20 protein-coding genes are annotated in these 21,815 nt (G+C 61.1%); 15 read left to right on the top strand and 5 right to left on the bottom strand.

Features of this window, described 5'->3' with window-relative positions; all coding sequences use genetic code 11:
- Nucleotides 1–4 precede the first annotated feature (4 nt).
- From MUM_RS0105570 to MUM_RS0105550, 5 genes are read left to right on the top strand one after another with little or no spacing between them, the layout of a single operon-like run.
- Nucleotides 5–973 carry a sulfonate ABC transporter substrate-binding protein gene (locus MUM_RS0105570; RefSeq protein ID WP_010167860.1) on the top strand — a complete coding sequence of 323 codons (969 nt, stop codon included), beginning with the start codon at nucleotides 5–7 and terminating at the stop codon, nucleotides 971–973.
- Nucleotides 974–998: 25 nt separating this feature from the next.
- Nucleotides 999–2,147 (top strand): FMNH2-dependent alkanesulfonate monooxygenase, encoded by a 1,149-nt coding sequence (gene ssuD, locus MUM_RS0105565; RefSeq protein ID WP_010167857.1) that lies wholly within the window; start codon nucleotides 999–1,001, stop codon nucleotides 2,145–2,147.
- 9 nt (nucleotides 2,148–2,156) lie between these two features.
- Nucleotides 2,157–2,945: an aliphatic sulfonate ABC transporter permease SsuC gene (gene ssuC / locus MUM_RS0105560; RefSeq protein ID WP_010167854.1), complete on the top strand. Its 789-nt coding sequence runs from the start codon at nucleotides 2,157–2,159 to the stop codon at nucleotides 2,943–2,945.
- Nucleotides 2,942–3,748, top strand: coding sequence for an aliphatic sulfonates ABC transporter ATP-binding protein (gene ssuB, locus MUM_RS0105555; RefSeq protein ID WP_010167853.1), 807 nt, complete (start codon nucleotides 2,942–2,944; stop codon nucleotides 3,746–3,748). Before ssuC ends, ssuB begins: the two co-directional genes overlap by 4 nt.
- Nucleotides 3,749–3,777: 29 nt before the next feature.
- A complete protein-coding gene (locus tag MUM_RS0105550) occupies nucleotides 3,778–3,993 on the top strand; it encodes a TOBE domain-containing protein (protein WP_003213899.1) in 216 nt (71 codons plus the stop codon).
- 117 nt (nucleotides 3,994–4,110) lie between these two features.
- Here MUM_RS0105550 and MUM_RS0105545 read toward each other — a convergent pair whose 3' ends face one another.
- On the bottom strand, nucleotides 4,111–4,749 hold the full coding sequence (locus MUM_RS0105545; protein ID WP_010167852.1) for a TetR/AcrR family transcriptional regulator: 639 nt from the start codon (nucleotides 4,747–4,749) through the stop codon (nucleotides 4,111–4,113).
- Nucleotides 4,750–5,001: 252 nt separating this feature from the next.
- Complete coding sequence (locus tag MUM_RS0105540; RefSeq protein WP_003213894.1) at nucleotides 5,002–6,378, bottom strand: glutamine synthetase family protein; 1,377 nt, start codon at nucleotides 6,376–6,378, stop codon at nucleotides 5,002–5,004.
- A gap of 278 nt (nucleotides 6,379–6,656) precedes the next feature.
- Between MUM_RS0105540 and MUM_RS0105535 the strand changes: the two genes are divergently transcribed.
- The 8 genes from MUM_RS0105535 to MUM_RS0105500 all read left to right on the top strand — a co-directional run bounded on the left by MUM_RS0105535 (nucleotide 6,657) and on the right by MUM_RS0105500 (nucleotide 15,829).
- The gene (locus MUM_RS0105535) at nucleotides 6,657–7,436 is read left to right on the top strand and encodes a gamma-glutamyl-gamma-aminobutyrate hydrolase family protein (protein WP_010167851.1); all 780 of its coding nucleotides are present in this window, start codon (nucleotides 6,657–6,659) and stop codon (nucleotides 7,434–7,436) included.
- Between the two features lie 39 nt (nucleotides 7,437–7,475).
- Nucleotides 7,476–8,834, top strand: coding sequence for a glutamine synthetase family protein (locus MUM_RS0105530; protein WP_010167850.1), 1,359 nt, complete (start codon nucleotides 7,476–7,478; stop codon nucleotides 8,832–8,834).
- 58 nt (nucleotides 8,835–8,892) lie between these two features.
- Nucleotides 8,893–10,257, top strand: coding sequence for an aspartate aminotransferase family protein (locus MUM_RS0105525; RefSeq protein ID WP_010167849.1), 1,365 nt, complete (start codon nucleotides 8,893–8,895; stop codon nucleotides 10,255–10,257).
- Between the two features lie 207 nt (nucleotides 10,258–10,464).
- Entirely contained in the window at nucleotides 10,465–11,559 is a 1,095-nt protein-coding gene (locus MUM_RS0105520) for a polyamine ABC transporter substrate-binding protein (RefSeq protein WP_010167848.1), read from the top strand.
- Between the two features lie 163 nt (nucleotides 11,560–11,722).
- A complete protein-coding gene (locus tag MUM_RS0105515) occupies nucleotides 11,723–12,817 on the top strand; it encodes a polyamine ABC transporter substrate-binding protein (protein WP_010167847.1) in 1,095 nt (364 codons plus the stop codon).
- Between the two features lie 68 nt (nucleotides 12,818–12,885).
- Nucleotides 12,886–14,028, top strand: coding sequence for an ABC transporter ATP-binding protein (locus tag MUM_RS0105510; RefSeq protein ID WP_010167845.1), 1,143 nt, complete (start codon nucleotides 12,886–12,888; stop codon nucleotides 14,026–14,028).
- Nucleotides 14,025–14,945: an ABC transporter permease subunit gene (locus MUM_RS0105505; protein ID WP_003213882.1), complete on the top strand. Its 921-nt coding sequence runs from the start codon at nucleotides 14,025–14,027 to the stop codon at nucleotides 14,943–14,945. The genes MUM_RS0105510 and MUM_RS0105505 overlap by 4 nt, the downstream gene beginning before the upstream one ends.
- The gene (locus MUM_RS0105500; protein ID WP_010167842.1) at nucleotides 14,942–15,829 is read left to right on the top strand and encodes an ABC transporter permease subunit; all 888 of its coding nucleotides are present in this window, start codon (nucleotides 14,942–14,944) and stop codon (nucleotides 15,827–15,829) included. The genes MUM_RS0105505 and MUM_RS0105500 overlap by 4 nt, the downstream gene beginning before the upstream one ends.
- 142 nt (nucleotides 15,830–15,971) lie before the next feature.
- On the opposite strand, the gene MUM_RS0105495 is transcribed toward MUM_RS0105500, so the two are convergent.
- On the bottom strand, nucleotides 15,972–16,613 hold the full coding sequence (locus tag MUM_RS0105495) for an HD domain-containing protein (RefSeq protein ID WP_010167840.1): 642 nt from the start codon (nucleotides 16,611–16,613) through the stop codon (nucleotides 15,972–15,974).
- A 265-nt stretch (nucleotides 16,614–16,878) separates the two neighbouring features.
- Here MUM_RS0105495 and MUM_RS0105485 point away from each other — a divergent pair, with 265 nt between their 5' ends.
- Nucleotides 16,879–17,844: a GlxA family transcriptional regulator gene (locus MUM_RS0105485; RefSeq protein ID WP_010167836.1), complete on the top strand. Its 966-nt coding sequence runs from the start codon at nucleotides 16,879–16,881 to the stop codon at nucleotides 17,842–17,844.
- Here the strand turns inward: MUM_RS0105485 and MUM_RS0105480 are convergent.
- The gene (locus tag MUM_RS0105480; RefSeq protein ID WP_010167834.1) at nucleotides 17,822–18,175 is read right to left on the bottom strand and encodes a carboxymuconolactone decarboxylase family protein; all 354 of its coding nucleotides are present in this window, start codon (nucleotides 18,173–18,175) and stop codon (nucleotides 17,822–17,824) included. The two genes, MUM_RS0105485 and MUM_RS0105480, sit on opposite strands and share 23 nt — an antisense overlap.
- A gap of 100 nt (nucleotides 18,176–18,275) precedes the next feature.
- Here MUM_RS0105480 and MUM_RS0105475 point away from each other — a divergent pair, with 100 nt between their 5' ends.
- Nucleotides 18,276–19,178 carry an AraC family transcriptional regulator gene (locus tag MUM_RS0105475; RefSeq protein ID WP_010167832.1) on the top strand — a complete coding sequence of 301 codons (903 nt, stop codon included), beginning with the start codon at nucleotides 18,276–18,278 and terminating at the stop codon, nucleotides 19,176–19,178.
- 128 nt (nucleotides 19,179–19,306) lie between these two features.
- Here the strand turns inward: MUM_RS0105475 and MUM_RS0105470 are convergent, their stop codons facing one another.
- Complete coding sequence (locus MUM_RS0105470; RefSeq protein ID WP_010167829.1) at nucleotides 19,307–21,661, bottom strand: penicillin acylase family protein; 2,355 nt, start codon at nucleotides 21,659–21,661, stop codon at nucleotides 19,307–19,309.
- Nucleotides 21,662–21,815: the final 154 nt, after the last annotated feature.

The following is a 21,815-nucleotide window of genomic DNA, read 5'->3' as shown; positions in this document are numbered from 1 at the left end:
CGCCATGCGCACTGTCATCTTGCGTCGTGGTCTGGTCGCACTGTTTGCTGCGGCTGTGTCCTTCGGCGCCATTGTTCAAGCTCAAGCGGCCGAAACCCTGCGAATCGGCTATCAGAAATACGGCACCCTGGTGCTGCTCAAGGCCAAGGGCTCGCTGGAGAAGCGCCTGGCCGAGCAGGGCGTCCAGGTGCAATGGACTGAGTTTCCCGGCGGCCCACAGTTGCTGGAAGGACTGAACGTCGGCTCCATCGACTTCGGCGTGACGGGCGAAACCCCGCCGGTGTTCGCCCAGGCCGCCGGTGCCGATCTGCTCTACGTCGCCTACGAGCCACCGGCGCCGACCAGTGAAGCGATCCTGGTGCCGAAAGATTCGCCGATCAAATCGGTGCAAGACCTCAAGGGCAAGAAAGTCGTCCTCAACAAAGGCTCCAACGTGCACTACCTGCTGGTGCGTGCCCTGGAAGATGCCGGCCTGAAATACACCGACGTGCAGACCGTCTTCCTGCCGCCCGCCGATGCCCGCGCCGCGTTCGAGCGTGGCAGTGTCGATGCCTGGGTGATCTGGGACCCGTATCAGGCGGCCGCCGAGAAACAGCTGCAAGCCCGCACCCTGCGTGACGGCACCGGCATCGCCGACAACCATCAGTTCTACCTGGCCACCAAGCCTTACGCCGAAAAACACCCTGAGGTGATCAAGGCGCTGGTGGAAGAAGTGCGCGCGGTGGGCGAGTGGTCCAAGGCCAACCCGGAGCAAGTCACCGAACAAGTTGCACCGCTGCTGGGCCTGCCGGCTGACATCACCCTGACCTCGGTGAAACGCCAGGGCTACGGGGCGCTGTTCCTGACCCCGGAAGTGGTTGCCGCGCAGCAGAAAATCGCCGACAGCTTCTACCAACTCAAATTGATCCCCAAACCCTTGAACATCAAGGACGTGATCTGGACGCCACCCGCCGCCGTTGCCAAAGCGCCGTAATCCGACTTCTTCAGGAGACAACTCCATGAGCCTCAATATTTTCTGGTTTCTGCCTACTCACGGCGACGGCCATTACCTTGGCACCGCCGAAGGCGCTCGCGCCGTAGACCACGGTTATCTGCAGCAAGTGGCCCAGGCGGCGGACCGCCTTGGCTTCGGCGGGGTGCTGATCCCTACCGGCCGCTCCTGCGAGGATTCGTGGCTGGTGGCGGCGTCGCTGATTCCGGTGACCCAACGCTTGAAATTCCTCGTCGCGCTGCGCCCCGGGATCATCTCCCCGACGGTGGCTGCGCGTCAGGCCGCGACCCTGGACCGGTTGTCCGGCGGCCGGGCGTTGTTCAACCTGGTGACCGGTGGAGACCCGGATGAATTGGCCGGCGACGGGTTGTTCCTGAGCCATGAAGAGCGTTACCAGGCGTCGGTGGAATTCACCCGCATCTGGCGTCGCGTGCTGGAAGGCGAAACCGTCGATTACGACGGCCAGCACATCAGTGTCAAAGGCGCCAAATTGCTCTACCCGCCGATCCAGCAACCGCGTCCGCCGCTGTATTTCGGTGGCTCCTCCGAAGCGGCCCAGGACCTGGCGGCCGAACAAGTGGAAATGGTGTTGACCTGGGGCGAGCCACCGGCTGCGGTGGCGGAAAAGATCGCACAGGTTCGCGCCAAGGCCGCCAAGCTCGGGCGTACCGTGCGCTTCGGCATTCGCCTGCATGTGATCGTGCGTGAAACCAACGCCGAAGCCTGGCAGGCCGCCGACAAACTGATCTCCCACGTGGACGATGAGACCATCGCCCGCGCCCAGGCCTCGCTGTCGCGTTTTGACTCCGTGGGCCAGCAACGCATGGCCGCGTTGCATGGCGGCAGCCGCGACAACCTCGAAGTCAGCCCCAACCTGTGGGCCGGCGTCGGCCTGGTGCGTGGCGGTGCCGGCACAGCCCTGGTGGGCGATGGCCCGACCGTGGCTGCACGGGTGAAGGAATACGCTGACCTGGGCATCGACACCTTTATCTTCTCCGGTTATCCACACCTGGAAGAGTCGTATCGCGTTGCGGAGCTGCTGTTCCCGCACCTGGACATCGAACGTCCCGAGTTGCCCAAAGGCGCCGGTTACGTCAGCCCGTTCGGCGAAATGGTCGCCAACGACATCCTTCCCAAAGCTGCGTCCCAGAGCTGAGGCGCCGCCATGAACCTTGAAAAATTAAGTCATCGATTGGCGCCCTGGGCGCTGCCGATCCTGTTGCTGGCGGTATGGCAGTTGTCGGTGTCGGCCGGTTGGTTGTCGACACGTATTCTGCCGGCACCCAGCGCGGTGATCGAAGCCGGTATCAGCCTGGTCCGCAGCGGCGAAATCTGGACGCACTTGGCCATCAGTGGCTGGCGTGCGGGCCTGGGTTTTGTGATCGGCGGCAGTATCGGCCTGGCCCTGGGCTTTATCACCGGCCTGTCGACCTGGGGTGAACGCCTGCTGGACAGCTCGGTGCAGATGATCCGCAACGTGCCGCACCTGGCGCTGATCCCGTTGGTGATCCTGTGGTTCGGCATCGACGAGACGGCGAAGATATTTCTGGTCGCCCTCGGCACGCTGTTCCCGATCTACCTCAACACCTACCACGGCATCCGTAACGTCGACCCGGCGCTGGTAGAAATGGCCCGCAGTTATGGCCTGTCCGGTTTCAGCCTGTTTCGCCAAGTGATTTTGCCGGGCGCCTTGCCTTCGATTCTGGTGGGCGTGCGCTTCGCGCTGGGCTTTATGTGGCTGACGCTGATCGTTGCGGAAACCATCTCCGCCAGTTCCGGCATTGGCTACCTGGCGATGAACGCCCGGGAGTTCCTGCAAACCGACGTGGTGGTACTGGCCATCGTGCTCTACGCCGTACTCGGCAAGCTGGCAGACCTGGCGGCGCGTGGCCTGGAGCGTGTCTGGTTGCGCTGGCACCCGGCCTATCAAGTGAATAAAGGAGGTGCGGCATGACCGCTCAACAACCTCCACGCCTGCTGCGGGGCATTCCCCTGGCAGTGCGCAAGTTGCGCAAGGCTTTCGGCGCGCGGGAAGTGCTGAAGGAAATCGACCTGCATATCCCGGCCGGTCAATTCGTCGCGGTCGTGGGCCGTAGCGGCTGCGGCAAAAGTACCTTGCTGCGCCTGCTGGCGGGCCTGGACAAAGCCAGTGGCGGCGAATTGCTCGCCGGTTCCGCGCCGCTGAGTGATGCGATTGAAGACACGCGGTTGATGTTCCAGGAAGCGCGCCTGCTGCCGTGGAAAAAGATCATCGACAACGTGGGCCTGGGCCTCAAGGGCAACTGGCGCCCGCAGGCGTTGGAAGCGCTGGAAGCGGTCGGCCTGGCCGAGCGCGCCAATGAGTGGCCGGCGGCGTTGTCCGGTGGCCAGAAGCAGCGCGTGGCCCTGGCCCGCGCCTTGATCCACCAACCACGTCTGTTGCTGCTGGACGAACCGCTGGGAGCCCTGGATGCCCTGACCCGGATCGAGATGCAGCAACTGATCGAGAACCTCTGGCAGAAGCACGGCTTCACCGTGCTGCTGGTGACCCACGACGTCAGCGAAGCCGTGGCCATTGCCGACCGGGTGATTTTGATCGAAGACGGCGAAATCGGCCTCGACCTGCACGTGGAACTCCCACGTCCGCGGGTACGTGGCTCCCACCGCCTGGCGGCGCTGGAAACCGAAGTGCTTAACCGTGTGTTGTCGCTGCCCGGCACCCCGCCGGAACCCGAACCTGTTTCACCGCTGCCTACGCAATTGCGTTGGGCTCAATAACTCACTTGTCTTACACAGGAAGAACGACCATGACTATTAAAGCCATCAACGTACGTAACCAGTTCAAAGGCACCATCAAGGAAATCGTCGAAGGCGACGTGCTGTCGGAAATCGACGTACAGACCGCGTCCGGCATCGTCACTTCCGTGATCACCACGCGCTCGGTGAAAGAGCTGGAACTGGTGATTGGCAGCGAAGTGATTGCCTTCGTTAAGTCCACCGAGGTGTCGATCGCCAAGTTGTGATTGGCGTTCTTGAAACCGCCATCGCAGGCAAGCCAGCTCCCACATTTTGATCTGTGAACGCAGTCAAATGTGGGAGCTGGCTTGCCTGCGATAAGGCCTTTGTGGGCAACACATCAATCAGGCAGTGACTACCCGCTTGGGCAAGAACGCCGGCAGGTAAAGCCCCACATACGCATCAAATACCCGCATGCCTTCCTCGGCCATGCGCGGGGTGATCTGCCCGTGCTGATGCACCGAGCGCGCATAGACCCGGTCGCTCAGCTCCAGGGCCAGGGCAAACACGTCGACATCGGCGGGCAGGCTCGGCACTTCGAAGTGCCGGTTGAATACCTCATACATCAGGTTTCCCAACTCCAGATCGTGCTGGCGGTCGGCCTGTGTCACTTCGGTCAGCCCGTGCTGGGCCAGGATCAATTGCCGGGCGGCGGCGTCGTTGCTGTAGATGCTGAGCATGCGCTGCTCGACCACGCAGGACAGGTCGCGCCAGTGCTTGAGTGAATCATGATCGATGGGCGCCTGAATGGCTGCGCGGAAGGCTGCATGGACGTCGGCGGTCAACGCCTCCAGCAGCGCCGGCACGCTGGCGAAGAAGTGGTACACCGATGACGGCGGAATCTGCGCCCGTTCGGCCACGCTGTAGATCGACAGGCTCGCCACGCCTTCGGCGGCCAGCAAGGTGCGGGCGGCGTCGAGGATCGCGTCGATCCGGGCCTGGCTGCGGGCGCGGGGTTTGCGAGGGGCGACGGGGCGATTCATTGAAGTCTCCTACAGGGTAGCGGGCATTGTACGCAGAGCCACTGGATGATCCATACCCTGTGGCGAGGGAGCTTGCTCCCGCTGGACTGCGCAGCAGGCCCAAGACCTGCACCTCGGTTCCGCCTGAAAGAACCCGGTGTTCTTATTGGGGCCGCTTCGCAGCCCAGCGGGAGCAAGCTCCCTCGCCACCACAGGCATAAAAAAACGCCGCAAGCCAAAAGCCTGCGGCGTTCTTTTTAACCCGGCAACCGCTTACACGGTATGCAGGTACCAGTTGTACTCAAGGTCGGAGATGGAGTGTTCGAACTCTTCCAGCTCACTTTCCTTACAGGCGACGAAGATATCGATGTATTTAGGATCGATGTACTTGGCCATCACCTCGCTGTCGTCCAACTCGCGCAGGGCATCGCGCAGGTTGTTCGGCAGGCTCTGTTCGTTCTGCTCGTAGCTGTTGCCTTCCACCGGTGCGCCAGGCTCGATCTTGTTGGTCAGGCCGTGATGCACGCCCGCCAATACCGAAGCCATCAGCAGGTAAGGGTTGGCGTCGGCGCCGGCCACACGGTGTTCGATACGTACGGCGTCGGACGAGCCGGTCGGTACGCGAATCGCCACGGTGCGGTTATCCAGGCCCCAGCACGGCGAGTTCGGCACGTAGAACTGTGCGCCGAAACGACGGTAGGAGTTGACGTTAGGGCACAGGAACGCCATTTGGGCGGGTAGGGTCTCCAGCACACCGCCGATCGCGTGACGCAATGCGGCGTTCTGCTCGGGATCCTCGCTGGCAAAGATGTTCTTGCCGTCCTTGTCCAGGATCGAAATGTGCACGTGTAAACCGTTGCCTGCCTGGCCCGGGTAAGGCTTGGCCATGAAGGTGGTGTCCATCTCATGGTCGTAGGCGATGTTCTTGATCAGGCGCTTGAGCAGTACCGCGTAGTCGCAGGCCTTTATAGGGTCGGCAACGTGGTGCAGGTTCACTTCGAACTGCGCCGGGGCACTTTCCTTGACGATGGCGTCGGCAGGGATGCCTTGCTCTTTTGCACCTTCCAGAATGTCCTGGAGGCAGTCGACGTATTCGTCGAGGTCGTCGATCAGGTAGACCTGTGTCGAGTGCGGGCGTTTGCCGGAGATCGGCGAGCGGGGCGGTTGTGGCCGGCCATTCACGTTCTCCTGGTCAATCAGGTAGAACTCCAGCTCGAATGCGGCGCAGATGGTCAGACCGAGGTCGTCAAATTTGCTTACAACTTGGCGGAGGACTTCGCGAGGATCGGCGAAGAAAGGTTCACCTTCGAGTTCGTGCATGGTCATCAGCAGTTGCGCGGTTGGGCGCTTTTGCCAGGGTTCATTGCACAGGGTGTCGGGGATTGGATAACAGATTCGGTCAGCATCACCGATGTCCAGACCCAGGCCGGTGCTTTCCACCGTTGAGCCGTTGATATCCAGGGCAAATAGAGAGGCAGGCAGGTTAATGCCCTTCTCGTAAACCTTGTGGAGGCTGGTGCGTTCGATGCGCTTGCCGCGCACCACACCATTCATATCCGCAATTAGAAGGTCTACGTACAGAACCTCAGGATGATCCTTAAGGAACGCGTTCGCTTCGTTAAGCTGAACGGCACGCGGGGGTACCGACATGATGCAACACCTTTGTTGTTAAAAATATCAATCATTGATCTCTTCGGGTTTCAGTCAACCCGAACGGCATGCCGAAGTCAAGCGAGGCCTTTTTTGCCCTAAAAAAGCGCCTTGAGGGCTTTTTTGGGGCTTTTTGGGGCAGTTTTTTGGGTTTGGTGCTCTTGGAACCAGCACGTTTGAGCGGGCCGTGTTGTATTTTTTACGGGGGTGTTGTGTAAAAAAATGAACAAGGCTAAGCTCGATTCAAACCCATAACAGCAATAATACCGGGGTGCTTCATGTCTCGCCTGCCGTTAATCGGCGTCACCGCCTGCTCCAAACAGGTCGGTCTGCATGCTTATCACATCAGTGGCGACAAATACGTCCGTGCAGTGGCCACCGCTGCCAAGGGCTTGCCATTGATCATTCCGTCCCTGGCGGACCTGCTCGACCCGGCCAATATTCTTGACGGCCTGGACGGCATTCTTTTTACCGGCTCACCTTCCAATATCGAACCCTTTCACTACGACGGTCCGGCCAGCGCGCCCGGGACTGCTCATGATTCTGCACGGGACCAAACCACCCTGCCGCTGCTGCGTGCCGCCATCGCGGCAGGCGTTCCGGTGCTGGGGATTTGCCGTGGCTTCCAGGAAATGAACGTTGCGTTTGGCGGCAGCCTGCACCAGAAGGTTCACGAAGTGCCGGGCATGATGGATCACCGCGAAGACGATACCCAGCCGCTGGACATCCAGTATGGCCCGGCGCACCCGGTGACGATCTCCCCGAATGGGGTATTGGCAGGCCTGGGCTTGCCGCCGACGATCCAGGTCAACTCGATTCATTCCCAGGGCATCGATCGCCTGGCGCCGGGTTTTCAGGTCGAGGCCACCGCCCCGGATGGCCTGATCGAAGGCTTTTCGATCCCCGCGGGCAAGGCTTTTGCTTTAGGAGTGCAATGGCACCCCGAATGGCAGGTAAGCTCTAACCCGCACTACCTCGCAATCTTCCAGGCATTTGGCAATGCCTGTCGAAAGCGGGTGATGCAACGCGACGCGGATGCTGCGTCAACTTACGCCTGACCTTTAATGGATGTCAGGAAACACAGCCCAGAGGCATTTATGAGTAACAACCTCGACCAGCTCACCGATTGGTTGAAAGACCACAAGATCACAGAAGTCGAATGCATGATTGGCGACCTCACCGGCATCACCCGGGGCAAGATCTCGCCGACCAACAAGTTCATCGCCGAAAAAGGCATGCGCCTGCCCGAAAGCGTTCTGTTGCAGACCGTGACCGGCGACTATGTCGAAGACGACATCTATTACGAATTGCTCGACCCGGCCGACATCGACATGATCTGCCGCCCGGACGAGAACGCGGTGTACCTGGTGCCCTGGGCCATCGAGCCTACCGCCCAGGTGATCCACGACACCTACGACAAGCAAGGCAACCCGATCGAGCTGTCGCCGCGCAACGTGCTCAAGAAAGTCCTCAAGCTCTACGCCGACAAAGGCTGGCAGCCCATCGTGGCGCCGGAGATGGAGTTCTACCTGACCAAGCGCTGCGAAGACCCGGACTTCCCGCTGCAACCGCCGATTGGCCGTTCCGGTCGCCCGGAAACCGGTCGCCAGTCCTTCTCTATAGAAGCAGCCAACGAATTCGACCCGTTGTTCGAAGACGTCTACGACTGGTGCGAGCTGCAGGAACTGGACCTCGACACGCTGATCCACGAAGACGGCACGGCGCAGATGGAGATCAACTTCCGTCACGGCGACGCACTGTCCCTGGCCGACCAGATCCTAGTGTTCAAGCGCACCATGCGCGAAGCGGCGCTCAAGCACAACGTGGCGGCCACCTTTATGGCCAAGCCCATGACCGGCGAGCCCGGCAGCGCGATGCACCTGCACCAGAGCATCATCGACATCGCCACCGGCAAGAACGTGTTCTCCAATGAAGACGGGACTAAAAGTGAGCTGTTCCTGCACCACATCGGTGGCCTGCAGAAATTCATCCCCGAGCTGTTGCCGTTGTTCGCGCCTAACGTCAACTCGTTCCGCCGCTTCCTGCCCGACACCTCGGCGCCGGTCAACGTGGAATGGGGCGAAGAAAACCGCACCGTTGGCCTGCGGGTACCGGACGCGGGCCCACAAAACCGCCGGGTGGAAAACCGCCTGCCGGGCGCCGACGCCAACCCGTACCTGGCGATTGCCGCCAGCTTGCTGTGTGGCTACATCGGCATGGTCGAAGGCATCAGCCCAAGCGCGCCGGTGGTTGGCCGGGGTTACGAGCGCCGCAACCTGCGCCTGCCGCTGACCATCGAAGACGCCCTGGAACGCATGGAAAACAGCAAGACCATCGAGAAATACCTGGGTCACAAATTCATCACAGGCTACGTCGCGGTCAAGCGGGCCGAGCATGAAAACTTCAAGCGCGTGATCAGTTCGTGGGAGCGGGAATTCCTGCTCTTCGCCGTCTGATGCGCCGGGCGCGCCCTTTAAACGGCGCGTCCTCACCTGAAACATCTAGGAGATTGGTATGTCCAGCAACAACCCGCAAACCCGTGAATGGCAAGCCTTGAGCAGCGATCACCACCTGGCGCCGTTCAGCGACTTCAAGCAATTGAAAGAGAAAGGCCCACGGATCATCACCAAAGCCCACGGCGTCTACCTGTGGGACAGCGAAGGCAACAAGATTCTCGACGGCATGGCCGGCCTGTGGTGCGTGGCGATCGGTTACGGTCGTGATGAACTGGCTGATGCGGCCGCCAAGCAGATGAAAGAGTTGCCTTACTACAACCTGTTCTTCCAGACCGCCCACCCGCCGGTGCTGGAACTGGCCAAAGCCATCTCCGATATCGCCCCGCAAGGCATGAACCACGTGTTCTTCACCGGTTCCGGCTCCGAAGGCAACGACACCATGCTGCGTATGGTCCGCCACTACTGGGCGATCAAAGGCCAGCCGAACAAGAAAACCATCATCAGCCGCAAGAATGGCTACCACGGCTCCACCGTGGCCGGCGCCAGCCTGGGCGGCATGACCTATATGCATGAGCAGGGCGACTTGCCGATCCCGGGCATCGTCCACATCGCCCAGCCTTACTGGTTCGGCGAAGGCGGCGACATGAGCCCGGAAGAGTTCGGCGTGTGGGCCGCGAACCAGCTGGAAGAGAAGATCCTGGAGCTGGGCGTGGACAACGTCGGTGCCTTTATTGCCGAGCCGATCCAGGGTGCCGGTGGCGTGATCGTGCCGCCAGACAGCTACTGGCCGCGCATCAAGGAAATCCTCGCCAAGTACGACATCCTGTTCGTGGCCGACGAAGTGATCTGCGGCTTTGGCCGCACCGGTGAGTGGTTCGGTAGCGACTTCTTCGGCCTCAAGCCCGACATGATGACCATCGCCAAGGGCCTGACCTCGGGCTACATCCCGATGGGCGGCCTGATCGTGCGCGACGAAGTGGTCGCGGTGCTGAACGAAGGCGGTGATTTCAACCACGGCTTCACCTATTCCGGTCACCCGGTGGCGGCAGCGGTTGCCCTGGAAAACATCCGCATCATGCGCGATGAACAAATTGTTAAGCGCGTTCATGACGAAACGGCACCCTATTTGCAAAAGCGTCTGAGGGAACTGGCTGATCACCCGTTGGTGGGTGAAGTTCGCGGTGTGGGCATGCTCGGTGCGATTGAGCTGGTTCAGGACAAGGCAACGCGCAAGCGTTACGAAGGCAAGGGCGTTGGCATGATCTGCCGCACGTTCTGCTTCGAGAATGGCCTGATCATGCGCGCCGTGGGCGACACCATGATCATTTCGCCGCCGTTGGTGATCAGCAAGGCCGAGATAGACGAGTTGGTGACCAAGGCGCGGCACTGCCTGGACCTGACTTTGGCGGCATTGCAGGGCTAAATGCTAGGCTCAGAACGCAGCGCCTGCTGGGCGCTGCTTCCGGGATGTTAGAAAAGCGGGGCATTGGTTGAAAGCCGGCCCTTGAACTTGCCAGACTGTCGCCCTGTTTTGTTGCCCTTAGACGGGCTGCGAAACACGTTGTACTTAAAGAACGAACGTGGCCCAAAAAAGAAAAAATTGGAGCATGACCGAATGAAGGCATTAGGTTTGAAGAACGCTGGCAAGACCCTCCTGGCCTTGTCCCTGATGGGGGCCATGGCAGGCGCGGCGCACGCCGACGATAAAGTGCTGCACGTTTATAACTGGTCCGACTACATCGCACCGGACACCATCGCGAACTTTGAAAAAGAGTCCGGGATCAAGGTGGTCTATGACGTGTTCGACTCCAACGAAACCCTGGAAGCCAAGTTGCTGGCAGGCAAGTCCGGTTACGACATTGTCGTGCCGTCGAACAACTTCCTCGCCAAGCAGATCAAGGCCGGTGTTTACCAGGAGCTGGACAAGTCCAAGTTGTCGAACTACGACAACCTGAACAAGTCGCTGCTTAAGGCCGTGTCCGTCAGTGACCCGGACAACAAGCACGCCTTCCCGTACATGTGGGGCTCGATCGGCATCGGCTACAACCCCGAGAAGGTCAAGGCCGCACTGGGCATCGACAAGATCGACTCGTGGGACGTTATCCTCAAGCCGGAAAACCTCGCTAAGCTCAAAGGCTGCGGTGTGAGCTTCCTCGATTCGCCAACCGAAATGCTGCCGGTAGCGCTGCATTACCTGGGCCTGCCGACCGACACCCAGAAGAAAGAAGACCTCAAGCAAGCCGAGGCCCTGTTCCTCAAGCTGCGTCCTTCGATCGGTTACTTCCATTCGTCCAAGTACATCTCCGACCTCGCCAACGGCAACATCTGCGTCGCCGTGGGTTACTCGGGTGACGTGCAACAGGCCAAGTCCCGCGCGGCTGAAGCCGGTGGCAAGGTCAAGGTTGCCTACGACATTCCGAAAGAAGGTGCCGGCAGTTTCTATGACATGGTCGCCATCCCTAAAGATGCCGAAAACGTCGACGCTGCCTACAAGTTCATGAACTACCTGCTCAAGCCGGAAGTCATGGCGGGCATTACCAACAGCGTGCGCTTCCCGAACGGTAACGAGAAAGCCACCGCATTGGTCGACAAAGACATCACCAGCGACCCAGGCATTTATCCGCCAGCGGACGTGCAAGCCAAGCTGTATGCCATTGCTGACTTGCCGGCTGCTACTCAGCGGGAAATGACCCGCAGCTGGACCAAGATCAAATCGGGCAAGTAAGCCGCTTTGATAGCTGTTTTGCTAACTGCCGCGATGCGCGCGGTGGTTAGCGAAACAATTAAATGACAGAAAGTTTTGCCGGATCGGTTTATCGAGGGTAAGTTGCGCGCCGGTTTTGTTGCCGGGCAACAACTTCGGGCCCAACTATTAAGAGGACCTCCACTTGCCAATTTCTTTATTTCGCAAAGCCATGCTGGTGGGTGCAGGTATCACGCTGGCTGTCAGCGTGCAGGCCGCGCCGACGGTGCATATTTATAACTGGTCGGACTACATTGGCCCGGACACCCTGGCCAACTTTGAAAAAGCCACCGGCATCAAGCCGGTCTACGACGTGTTCGACTCCAACGAAACCCTGGAAGGCAAGCTGCTTGCTGGTCGTACCGGGTATGACGTGGTCGTGCCGTCCAACCACTTCCTCGGCAAGCAGATCAAGGCCGGGGCGTTTCAGAAAATCGACAAGTCGCAACTGACCCACTACGCCAACCTCGACCCGGCGCTGCTCAAGCGTCTGGAAAAGAACGACCCGGGCAACCAGTACGCCGTGCCGTATCTGTGGGGCACCAACGGTATTGGTTACAACGTAGATAAAGTCAAAGAAGTGCTGGGCGTCGACAAGATTGACTCCTGGGCCGTGCTGTTCGAGCCGGAAAACATGAAGAAGCTGGCGAGCTGCGGCGTGTCGTTCATGGACTCGGCGGACGAAATGCTGCCGGCGGTGCTCAACTACATGGGCCTGAACCCCAACAGCACCAACCCTGAAGACTACAAGAAGGCCGAAGAGAAACTGCTGAAAGTGCGTCCCTACGTGACCTACTTCCATTCTTCCAAGTACATCTCCGACCTGGCCAACGGCAACATCTGCGTGGCGGCAGGCTTCTCCGGTGATGTGTTCCAGGCCAAGGCCCGCGCGGCCGAGGCGGGCAAAGGCGTGAACATCGCCTACGTGATTCCGAAAGAAGGCGGCAACCTGTGGTTCGACGTGCTGGCCATCCCCAAGGATGCCACCAACGTCAAAGAGGCCCTCGCCTTCATCAACTATTTGCTGAAACCTGAGGTGATCGCTCAGGTCAGTGATTACGTCGGTTACGCCAACCCTAACCCAGGGGCGGACAAACTGATGGAGCAATCGATACGCACTGACGAAGCGGTTTACCCACCGCAGGCGGTTCTCGACCGGACTTTTGTCAACTTCGAGCTACCCCCGAAAGTGCAACGTTTGATGACCCGTAGCTGGACCAAGGTCAAGACGGGCAAGTAAGGCTCAAACTATCCAAGGCTGGCCCATTTTGGGCACGCTGCACTCTTTTTTTTCTGGGAGTTTCGTAAATGGCAGTTGCCTCCGGCGCCTATAAGAAAGCCCTCGAGGGCGACCAGTCACCTAAAAAGGTGCTGGTCAAAATCGACCGGGTCACGAAGAAGTTCGACGAGACGATTGCCGTGGACGATGTGTCCCTGGAAATCAAGAAAGGCGAGATCTTCGCCTTGCTCGGCGGATCGGGTTCGGGCAAATCCACTTTGCTGCGCATGCTCGCAGGCTTCGAGCGCCCAACGGAAGGACGCATTTACCTCGACGGTGTGGACATCACCGACATGCCGCCGTACGAGCGGCCGATCAACATGATGTTCCAGTCCTACGCCCTGTTCCCCCACATGACCGTGGCCCAGAACATCGCGTTTGGCCTGCAACAGGATAAGATCCCCAAGGCCGAGGTCGACGCCCGTGTGGCCGAGATGCTCAAGCTGGTGCAGATGAGCCAGTACGCCAAGCGCAAGCCGCACCAGCTGTCTGGCGGCCAGCGTCAACGGGTGGCCCTGGCACGCTCCCTGGCCAAGCGTCCGAAACTGCTGCTGCTCGATGAGCCGATGGGCGCACTGGACAAGAAGCTGCGTTCGCAGATGCAACTGGAGCTGGTGGAGATCATCGAGCGCGTGGGCGTGACCTGCGTGATGGTGACCCACGACCAGGAAGAGGCCATGACCATGGCCGAGCGCATCGCGATCATGCACCTGGGCTGGATCGCCCAGATCGGCAGCCCGATCGACATCTATGAAACGCCTACCAGCCGCCTGGTGTGCGAGTTCATCGGCAACGTCAACATCTTCGACACCCAGGTGGTGGACGACGCCGAAGGCCACGCAGTACTCAAGTGCCCGGACCTGGACCGCGACATCTACGTCGGCTACGGCATCGCCACTTCGGTGGAAGACAAGTCGGTGACCTACGCCATCCGCCCTGAAAAGCTGCTGGTGACCACCGAAATGCCGACCTGCGAGCACAACTGGTCCAGCGGCAAGGTGCACGACATCGCCTACCTCGGCGGCCACTCGGTGTTCTACGTCGAATTGCCGAGCGGCAAGCTGGTGCAATCCTTCGTGGCCAACGCCGAGCGCCGTGGCCAGCGTCCTACCTGGGGTGACCAGGTGTACGTGTGGTGGGAAGACGACAGCGGCGTGGTACTTCGCTCATGAACATGAAGAAGTTCAAACGCCAGCTGCAACGAATAACGCCCGGTGGCCGGCACGTGGTCATCGGGATCCCTTTCCTCTGGTTGTTCCTGTTCTTCATGCTGCCGTTCTTCATCGTCTTGAAGATCAGCTTTGCCGAAGCCGACGTGGCGATCCCGCCGTACACCGAGATCTACACCTTCGTTGAACAGAAACTGCAGTTGGTGCTGAACCTGGCCAACTACGGGATGCTCGGCGATGACGAGTTGTACATCGCGGCATACCTGGGCTCGCTGAAGATGGCGTTTTTCAGCACCATCCTCTGCCTGTTGATCGGCTACCCGATGGCCTACGCCATTGCCAGCGCGCGCAAGGAAATCCAGACCGTGCTGGTGCTGCTGATCATGATGCCGACCTGGACCGCGATCCTGATCCGGGTGTATGCGTGGATGGGCATCCTCAGCAACAACGGTTTGCTCAACGGCTTTTTGATGTCCATCGGGCTGATCAACGAACCGCTGCAGATCCTCAACACCAACATCGCGGTGTATATCGGCGTGGTCTATTCGTACCTGCCGTTCATGATCCTGCCGCTGTACGCCAACCTGGTGAAGCACGACCAGAGCCTGCTGGAAGCCGCCTCGGACCTGGGCTCGAGCACCTTCAACAGCTTCTGGAAAATCACCGTCCCGCTGTCCAAGAACGGCATCATCGCCGGTTGCATGCTGGTGTTTATCCCGGTGGTGGGCGAGTTCGTGATCCCGGAACTGCTGGGCGGCCCGGAAACCCTGATGATCGGTAAAGTGTTGTGGCAAGAATTCTTCAACAACCGTGACTGGCCGGTGGCGTCTGCCCTGGCGGTGGTGATGCTGGCGATCCTGATCGTGCCGATCATCCTGTTCAACCGCAGCCAAGCCAAAGAGATGGAGGGCAAGATATGAAGCGCGTCAGTTTCTCAAGCTTCATGCTGGTGGCGGGGTTGCTGTTCATCTACCTGCCGATGCTGATCCTGGTGATCTACTCGTTCAACGAATCCAAACTGGTGACGGTGTGGGGCGGTTGGTCGGTGAAGTGGTACGTCGGCCTGTTGGACAACACCCAGTTGATGGGCTCGGTGGGTCGCTCGCTGGAAATTGCCTGCTACACGGCGATTGCGGCAGTGGCACTCGGTACGCTCGCGGCCTTCGTGCTGACGCGTATCAGCCAGTTCAAGGGCCGCACGCTGTTTGGCGGCCTGGTAACGGCGCCGCTGGTAATGCCGGAGGTGATCACCGGTCTGTCGCTGTTGCTGCTGTTCGTGGCCATGGCGCAGATGATCGGCTGGCCCCAGGAACGTGGCCTGGTGACCATCTGGATCGCCCACACCACGTTCTGTTCGGCGTATGTGGCGGTGGTGGTGTCGGCGCGCTTGCGTGAGCTGGACCTGTCGATTGAAGAGGCCGCCATGGATCTGGGGGCGCGGCCGTGGAAGGTGTTCTTCCTGATCACCATCCCGATGATCGCGCCGTCGCTGGCGGCGGGTGGCATGATGTCGTTCGCGTTGTCCCTGGATGACCTGGTGTTGGCCAGCTTCGTGTCGGGGCCGGGTTCGACCACGTTGCCGATGGAAGTGTTCTCGGCGGTGCGCCTGGGGGTTAAACCCGAGATCAACGCCGTGGCCAGCTTGATTCTGTTGGCGGTGTCGATCGTGACCTTCCTGGTGTGGTTCTTCAGCCGCCGTGCCGAAGAGCACCGCAAGAAAGCCATCCAGCAGGCGATTGAAGAAGCGGCTGCGGATGGTTGGGAGAAACCGGCGGACTCGCGTCGCGCACCGGCACCGGTCTAACTGACGGAACCGGCTTAAAAAATGTGGGAGCTGGCTTGCCTGCGATGGCGGTGTATCAGTCAACAAATTAGTCGACTGTCACACCGCCATCGCAGGCAAGCCAGCTCCCACAGTAGTTTTGGGGTGTTTATAAGATTGTGTTTCAGGCCACCCAAGGCGACTTGCGAATCACCTCGACAAAGTTCATCGGCTTGAACCCAGGCTCCTGATCCACCAGTACATCGGTCTTCACGTTGCCAAACGTGGTCTGCGGACGATGGCGCAAGCCGTCGGCAAACGCGCAGATGATGCATTCCTTGAACCCTTCACCCCGTGGGTGCGCATGCACTACGGCTTCGCGCTGCACGCTGCTGAACGCCGCGTACTCCATCCCCAGCACGTCCATTTCCACGCCGGCCGTCACCAGTGCCACGGTCGGACGCAGATGCTTGGGCACGCCCGGCGTAGTGTGCAGGGCAATCGACAGCCATACCTGCTCGATATCGTCATCGCTCAGCCCGTACGGCTTGAGGAAGTCCGCCGCTGCGTTGGCGCCGTCCACTTCAAAACGTTCGTCGTCACTGCGGTGGCCTTCCACCAGGCCCAGGTCGTGGAACATGGCGCCGACGTACAGCAGCTCCGGGTTATACGCCAACTGCTGGCGCTCACCGCTCAGGGCGCCGAACAGAAACACCCGGCGGGAGTGGTGGTACAGCAGGTCGGATTCGATGTCGCGGATGTATTCGGTGGTGGCCTTGGCCAGGGCGCTGTCCGGGATCTTGATGCCGGCGATGGTGGTGCTCATGGTCGTTCTCCTCAAGAAAGCGCCGGGTTGGCGCCGATGAGTCCAGTCTGGTCGCGCGCCCGCGGGGGGGCTACCGTGGCGAGGGCGCGATCCCGGCCAATGTGCCGCGATATCGCGCCAAGGCTATGCGCGATCAACTGTAGGAGCTGGCTTGCCTGCGATAGCATCACCTCGGTATACCTGCTACACCGAGGTGTCTGCATCGCCGGCAAGCCAGCTCCTACAAGGGTTGTGTTTATTCAGTTAGAAAAAGGTGTTCCTGCTCATGGGCAAAACCGTTGCCATCCTGATCTTCCCCGGCGTTCAGTCACTGGACGTGACCGGGCCCCTGGATGTGTTCTGCGAGGCCAACCGTTTTCTGCCGCCCGGGGAGCATTACCAGCTGGACGTGATTGGCCTGGGCCACGGCAACATGGCGTGCTCCAACGGCTTGTCGTTGCAGGCTCACCGGCATTTCAGCGAGGCCCTCGAGCCCTACGATTTGCTGTTGATGGCCGGCGGGCCGCAGTTGCCCTTCGAGGATTTCGGCCCGGCCTTCAATCAATGGCTGCGTGACGCCAGCGCCCGCGCCAAGCGCTTCGGCTCCATCTGCAACGGTGCCTTCCTGCTCGCCCGCGCCGGTTTGCTGGACGGGCGCACCGTCACCACTCACTGGGGCGACGCCGCCGGTCTGGCCGGTTTGTGCCCGTCGGCCCAGGTGGAAGCCGACCGCCTCTACGTGCAGGACGGCAACCTCTACACCTCCGCCGGGGTGACGGCGGGCATCGACCTGTCGCTGTACCTGCTGGCCCAGGATCACGGCCCGGAAGTGGCCCTCAGCGTGGCCAAGCGTCTGGTGGTATTCACCCAGCGTTCGGGTGGGCAGTCGCAGTTCAGCCCGTTTCTTACGCCCCACGCCGAAGCCACCTCGGCGGTGGCATTGGTGCAGCTGTATGTATTGGCGAACCTGACGGGGGACCTGACCATCGCCGATCTGGCCAAGGCGGCGAACATGAGCGCGCGCAACTTCTCCCGGGTATTTGCCCGGGAAGCGCAGATCACCCCGGCGGAGTTCGTCGAGCGTGCGCGGGTGGACGCGGCGCGGGTGATGCTGGAAAGCACCCACGCGCCGCTCAAGACCGTGGCGTATCAATGCGGCTTTCGCGATGCCCAGCACATGCGCAGTGTGTTCAATCGCCGGCTGGGCGTGACGCCGCAACAATTCCGGCTTAACTTTGCGGCGCCGGTGTGAGCGTGTCGTAGGCTTCCAGGGCGCGCAGCGAGTAGATGTACGCCGCGCCGGCATTCAGCGAGATTGCCGTGGCCAGGGTCGCGGCCACTTCTTCGCGGGTGGCGCCGGCCTTGATCGCCGCATCGGCATGCACGCCGATGCAACCGTCGCAGCGGGTGGTGATGGCCACGGCGATGGAAATCAGCTCACGGGTCTTGGCATCGAGGACGTTGTTTTCCTCGGCAGCTTCCCCCAGCGCCATGTAGGCTTTGACCATCTTCGGGTTGCTCTTGCCCAGTGCGCCAAAGGCTTTCTTCACGGTAGGCAGCAAGTCGGACCAGTTATTGAACATTGCGTTAACTCCTCAGCGGGTTTGGGTGTGACGCCAGTCTGCGCGGTTCAGGTTTGGCGCTTTTGTTCGATCCACTCACCTTTTTGACCGATGCTCGCAAATGAACTCCATCGACACCCTGATCGCCTTGGCCAACCTGCGGGGCAGCCTGGACCTGCGTTGCCAGTTCCAGGGCGCCTGGGCCATGGACCACGAGCCCGAGCCGCTGGGCGTGGCGCCGTATCACATTGTGCTGGCGGGCACCTGCCGCGCCGAATTGTCCGGCGGCCAGCAGGTGACACTGGAGGAGGGCGACATCCTGTTGATGCCCGGCGGCGCGACGCACCTGGTGCGCAGCCAGGGCGCGCGGGTGAAGCCGGTGGCGCAGACCGTGATCGAGGGCGGTTTGCTGCCGATCCATCGCCTGGGGAGCGATCAGCCGGACGTGGACATGCTCTGCGGCAGCTTTCGCTACAACCGCCAGTCGTTGTTGTTCAGTGCGTTGCCGGACTACCTGGTGGTGTCCAGCCGGCAGTGGCAGGCCGATGGGCAGTTGGCGGCACTGATCGCCTTGCTGCGCAGCGAGGCGGACGGTCAGCAGTTGGGCGCGCGGTTTTTTATCGATGCGCTGTCATCGGCGTTGTTCACCCTGATTTTGCGGGCCTGGCTCACACAGCAAGCGCCGGCGGCGGGCACCTTTGCCTTGCTGGCCGACAAGCGCCTGGGCAAGGCCTGGCAGGCGATGCTGGCCGAGCCTGGCCATGAGTGGACCATCGACAGCCTGGCCAGCGCCGCGTCGATGTCCCGGGCGACGTTCATGCGGGCGTTTGTCAAAGTGGCGGGTGTGTCGCCGTGGGTGTTGTTGACGCAGTTGCGCATGGAGTTGGCGTTCAACCTGCTGCATCAATCGCGGTTGAGCCTGACGGATATTGCCGCCCAGGCGGGGTATCAATCCCAGGCGGCGTTCAGCAAGAAATTCAAGGAAACCTACGGTGAGGCGCCGGGGCGCATGCGCGCCCGGTAGACGCAACAACACAGGTCGAAATGTGGGAGCCGGGCTTGCCCGCGATGGCATCACCTCGGTTTAACTGAGACACCGAGGCGTCTGTATCGCAGGCAAGCCAGCTCCCACACAGTCCGTATTTCAACCACCTACCTGGCCGGCAACAGCTTCAGCGTACTGCGAGTATTCGCCGTCACTTCCTCATCATTGAAATGCGCCTGCTCATACCCGCCTTCGATGTACGTTTCCGCCTGGTCGGCGTAGTGCTTGTCGAACGGCACGCCACTCTGTCCGACCGGGTTGATGGTCAGCGCATGCGCAGCATCGGCGAAGTCGATCAGGCGCCGGGTCGATGGGCCGTAGGTGACTGGCCATGGCGCCGGGCCGATCTGGGCGGATTGGTTGTTGGGCACTTCATGGGTGCCGGGAGCGGCAAACGGGCCGACGTTGACGATCTTGTCCAACGGCTTCTGCGAGCCCAGCGGATGGCCGTGGGTCAGGGTGTGGGCCTTGCCCCATTGCCATTGCGCCGGGTCATCGCCGAAGGTCGCCTTGAGGTGTTGCAGGCTGTTGTCCCAGGCGAGCTTGACGGTGTCGGCGCGGTGGCCGTCCCACCATGGCGAGTCCGGCGACGCGGCCAGGCGCGGCAAGGCGGCGTCCACCACGCGGGTGGTGAGCAATGTCTTGAACATCGCGTCGCCCAGTTTCGGACGGAACGCCGCATCGGTGAGGTTGAACAGGAACTGGTTGAACAGCGTGGCACTGGTGGAGTCCAGCGGGTAATCGCCTTTCCAGGTTGCCAATTGCTCCACCAGTTTCAACTGCGCCGGGTCCTTGACCACTTCACGCAGCACCGGCAGCAGCGGCGCCAGCAGCCGTGGGCCGTAGGCGGTGGTGGTGCCGAGCTGCAAGGCCTGGCTGTTGTTCACGTCCCATTTCACGCTGTTGTCGCTCAGTTGGGCGTTCAACTGCTGGCCACGGTCAGCCAGGTTGTAATACCCGGGGATCGGCATGCCGGTAGGCGACGCCGGCTGGGCGTTGGCGGACACCACATAACCCCGTGTCGGGTTTTCTTCCTGGGGGTTGGCGCTGAACGGGTAGAACCCGAGTTTGTCCGCCTGTGCGGTGCTGCCGTCGAGGATAAAGCCCGGGTTGACCCCGGCCGGGCGGATCGGCAATTGCGCCGCCGCCCACCAGCCGATATCCCCCTTGGCATTGGCCCACACGATGTTCAAGCCGGGGGCCTGGACCTTGGCGGCTGCGGCCCGGGCCTTGGCCAGCGTGTCGGCACGGTTGAGCTGGTAGAAGCCTTCGAGGATCGGGTTCTCGGTATCCAGGAACGCCCACCACATGGCGATCGGCGTCTTGCCGGCATTCTCGCCGAGTACGTCATTGATGATCGGGCCGTGGGGCGAGCTGCGCAGGGTCAAGGTCACCGGGTCCTGGCCCTTGACCGCGATCTGCTGCTCGCTGCTGGTCATGTCCACCCATTTATCGTGGTACCAGACCTGGTTGGGATTGTCCGGGTTGACCTTCTCGGCGATCAGGTCGAGGTCATCGTTCTGGAACATGGTCAGGCTCCAGCCGAAATCCTTGTTGTGGCCCAGGAACGCCACCGGCACCAGCGCGTTGTGATACCCGTAAAGCTCGAAGCCAGGTGCCGACAGCTGCGCCTCGTACCACACCGACGGCACCGAGAAGCGGATGTGCGGGTCGCCCGCCAGCAATGGCTTGCCACTCTTGGTGCGGCTGCCGCTGATGGCCCAGGCGTTACTGCCTTCGAACTGCGGCAGGCCGTTGTCGGCCAGGGCCTGCTCGCTCAATTGGGCGATGGCGCCGAGGTCTTTCCAGTCACCGGCGGCCAGGTTCAGCGCGCCCTTGGGCTGCCAGTCGAGGTCGAAGACCTTCAGGTAATCGTTGCCCAGTTGATCGCGTACGTACGTCAGCAAGGGTTCGGTGCGAAAGGCGGCGGCAAAGCTGTAGGCCAGGTAGCCGGCGACGCTGATGGTGTCTTCGGCGGTAAACGGGCGCTTGGGGATGCCCAGTACGTCGAACTCCATCGGCCTGGCGTGGCTGTCCTGATACTGGTTGACGCCGTCCAGGTAGGCTTGCAGAGCCTTCCAGGAGGCCGACTCATGGTCCATGTGCTCCACGTAGCTCAGGGCGCGTTCGCGAATGCGCAGGCTGCGGAACAGTTTGTCGGTCTCCAGCAGCTTGGGGCCCAGCACTTCGGCCAGTTCGCCACGGGACAGGCGCCGCATGATCTCCATCTGGAACAGCCGGTCCTGGGCGTGCACATAGCCGAGGGCGCGGTACAGGTCGGTCTCGTTCTCGGCGCGGATATGCGGCACGCCACGGTCGTCGTAACGCACGGTGACCGAGCCTTGCAGGTGGGCCAGCTCCACCGTGCCCTGGCGGGTCGGCTGCTTGCTGTACACGTACCAGCCGGCACCCACCATAAGGGCGACGAGCAGGATGGCCAGCGCGGTCAGGATGCGTTTCATGGGGTGTCCCTTATGAGTGATCCGGGCAGTTTAGTGGGTTTGGCGAGCGGTGAGGAAGAAGCTGTTGGCTTCGTGTTCCCTGAACCTCACCTGCATGAAGTGGGGGTTCTGAAGTTCGACGCGGATGGGCGGGTTATTATGTTTACTCTGTTAC

It is taken from the genome of Pseudomonas sp. PAMC 25886 (assembly GCF_000242655.1).
Classification (GTDB): Bacteria; Pseudomonadota; Gammaproteobacteria; order Pseudomonadales; family Pseudomonadaceae; genus Aquipseudomonas.
The sequence above is the reverse complement of the archived record's forward strand: the minus strand, read 5'-3'. Positions and strand labels throughout refer to the sequence as shown.

Bases quoted from the DNA above. Each gene is read 5' to 3' on its own strand.
- MUM_RS0105570 (WP_010167860.1), top strand. From the start codon at position 5: ATGCGCACTGTCATCTTGCGTCGTGGTCTGGTCGCACTGTTTGCTGCG.
- ssuD (WP_010167857.1), top strand. From the start codon at position 999: ATGAGCCTCAATATTTTCTGGTTTCTGCCTACTCACGGCGACGGCCAT.
- ssuC (WP_010167854.1), top strand. From the start codon at position 2,157: ATGAACCTTGAAAAATTAAGTCATCGATTGGCGCCCTGGGCGCTGCCG.
- ssuB (WP_010167853.1), top strand. From the start codon at position 2,942: ATGACCGCTCAACAACCTCCACGCCTGCTGCGGGGCATTCCCCTGGCA.
- MUM_RS0105550 (WP_003213899.1), top strand. From the start codon at position 3,778: ATGACTATTAAAGCCATCAACGTACGTAACCAGTTCAAAGGCACCATC.
- MUM_RS0105545 (WP_010167852.1), bottom strand. From the start codon at position 4,749: ATGAATCGCCCCGTCGCCCCTCGCAAACCCCGCGCCCGCAGCCAGGCC.
- MUM_RS0105540 (WP_003213894.1), bottom strand. From the start codon at position 6,378: ATGTCGGTACCCCCGCGTGCCGTTCAGCTTAACGAAGCGAACGCGTTC.
- MUM_RS0105535 (WP_010167851.1), top strand. From the start codon at position 6,657: ATGTCTCGCCTGCCGTTAATCGGCGTCACCGCCTGCTCCAAACAGGTC.
- MUM_RS0105530 (WP_010167850.1), top strand. From the start codon at position 7,476: ATGAGTAACAACCTCGACCAGCTCACCGATTGGTTGAAAGACCACAAG.
- MUM_RS0105525 (WP_010167849.1), top strand. From the start codon at position 8,893: ATGTCCAGCAACAACCCGCAAACCCGTGAATGGCAAGCCTTGAGCAGC.
- MUM_RS0105510 (WP_010167845.1), top strand. From the start codon at position 12,886: ATGGCAGTTGCCTCCGGCGCCTATAAGAAAGCCCTCGAGGGCGACCAG.
- MUM_RS0105505 (WP_003213882.1), top strand. From the start codon at position 14,025: ATGAACATGAAGAAGTTCAAACGCCAGCTGCAACGAATAACGCCCGGT.
- MUM_RS0105500 (WP_010167842.1), top strand. From the start codon at position 14,942: ATGAAGCGCGTCAGTTTCTCAAGCTTCATGCTGGTGGCGGGGTTGCTG.
- MUM_RS0105495 (WP_010167840.1), bottom strand. From the start codon at position 16,613: ATGAGCACCACCATCGCCGGCATCAAGATCCCGGACAGCGCCCTGGCC.
- MUM_RS0105485 (WP_010167836.1), top strand. From the start codon at position 16,879: ATGGGCAAAACCGTTGCCATCCTGATCTTCCCCGGCGTTCAGTCACTG.
- MUM_RS0105480 (WP_010167834.1), bottom strand. From the start codon at position 18,175: ATGTTCAATAACTGGTCCGACTTGCTGCCTACCGTGAAGAAAGCCTTT.
- MUM_RS0105475 (WP_010167832.1), top strand. From the start codon at position 18,276: ATGAACTCCATCGACACCCTGATCGCCTTGGCCAACCTGCGGGGCAGC.
- MUM_RS0105470 (WP_010167829.1), bottom strand. From the start codon at position 21,661: ATGAAACGCATCCTGACCGCGCTGGCCATCCTGCTCGTCGCCCTTATG.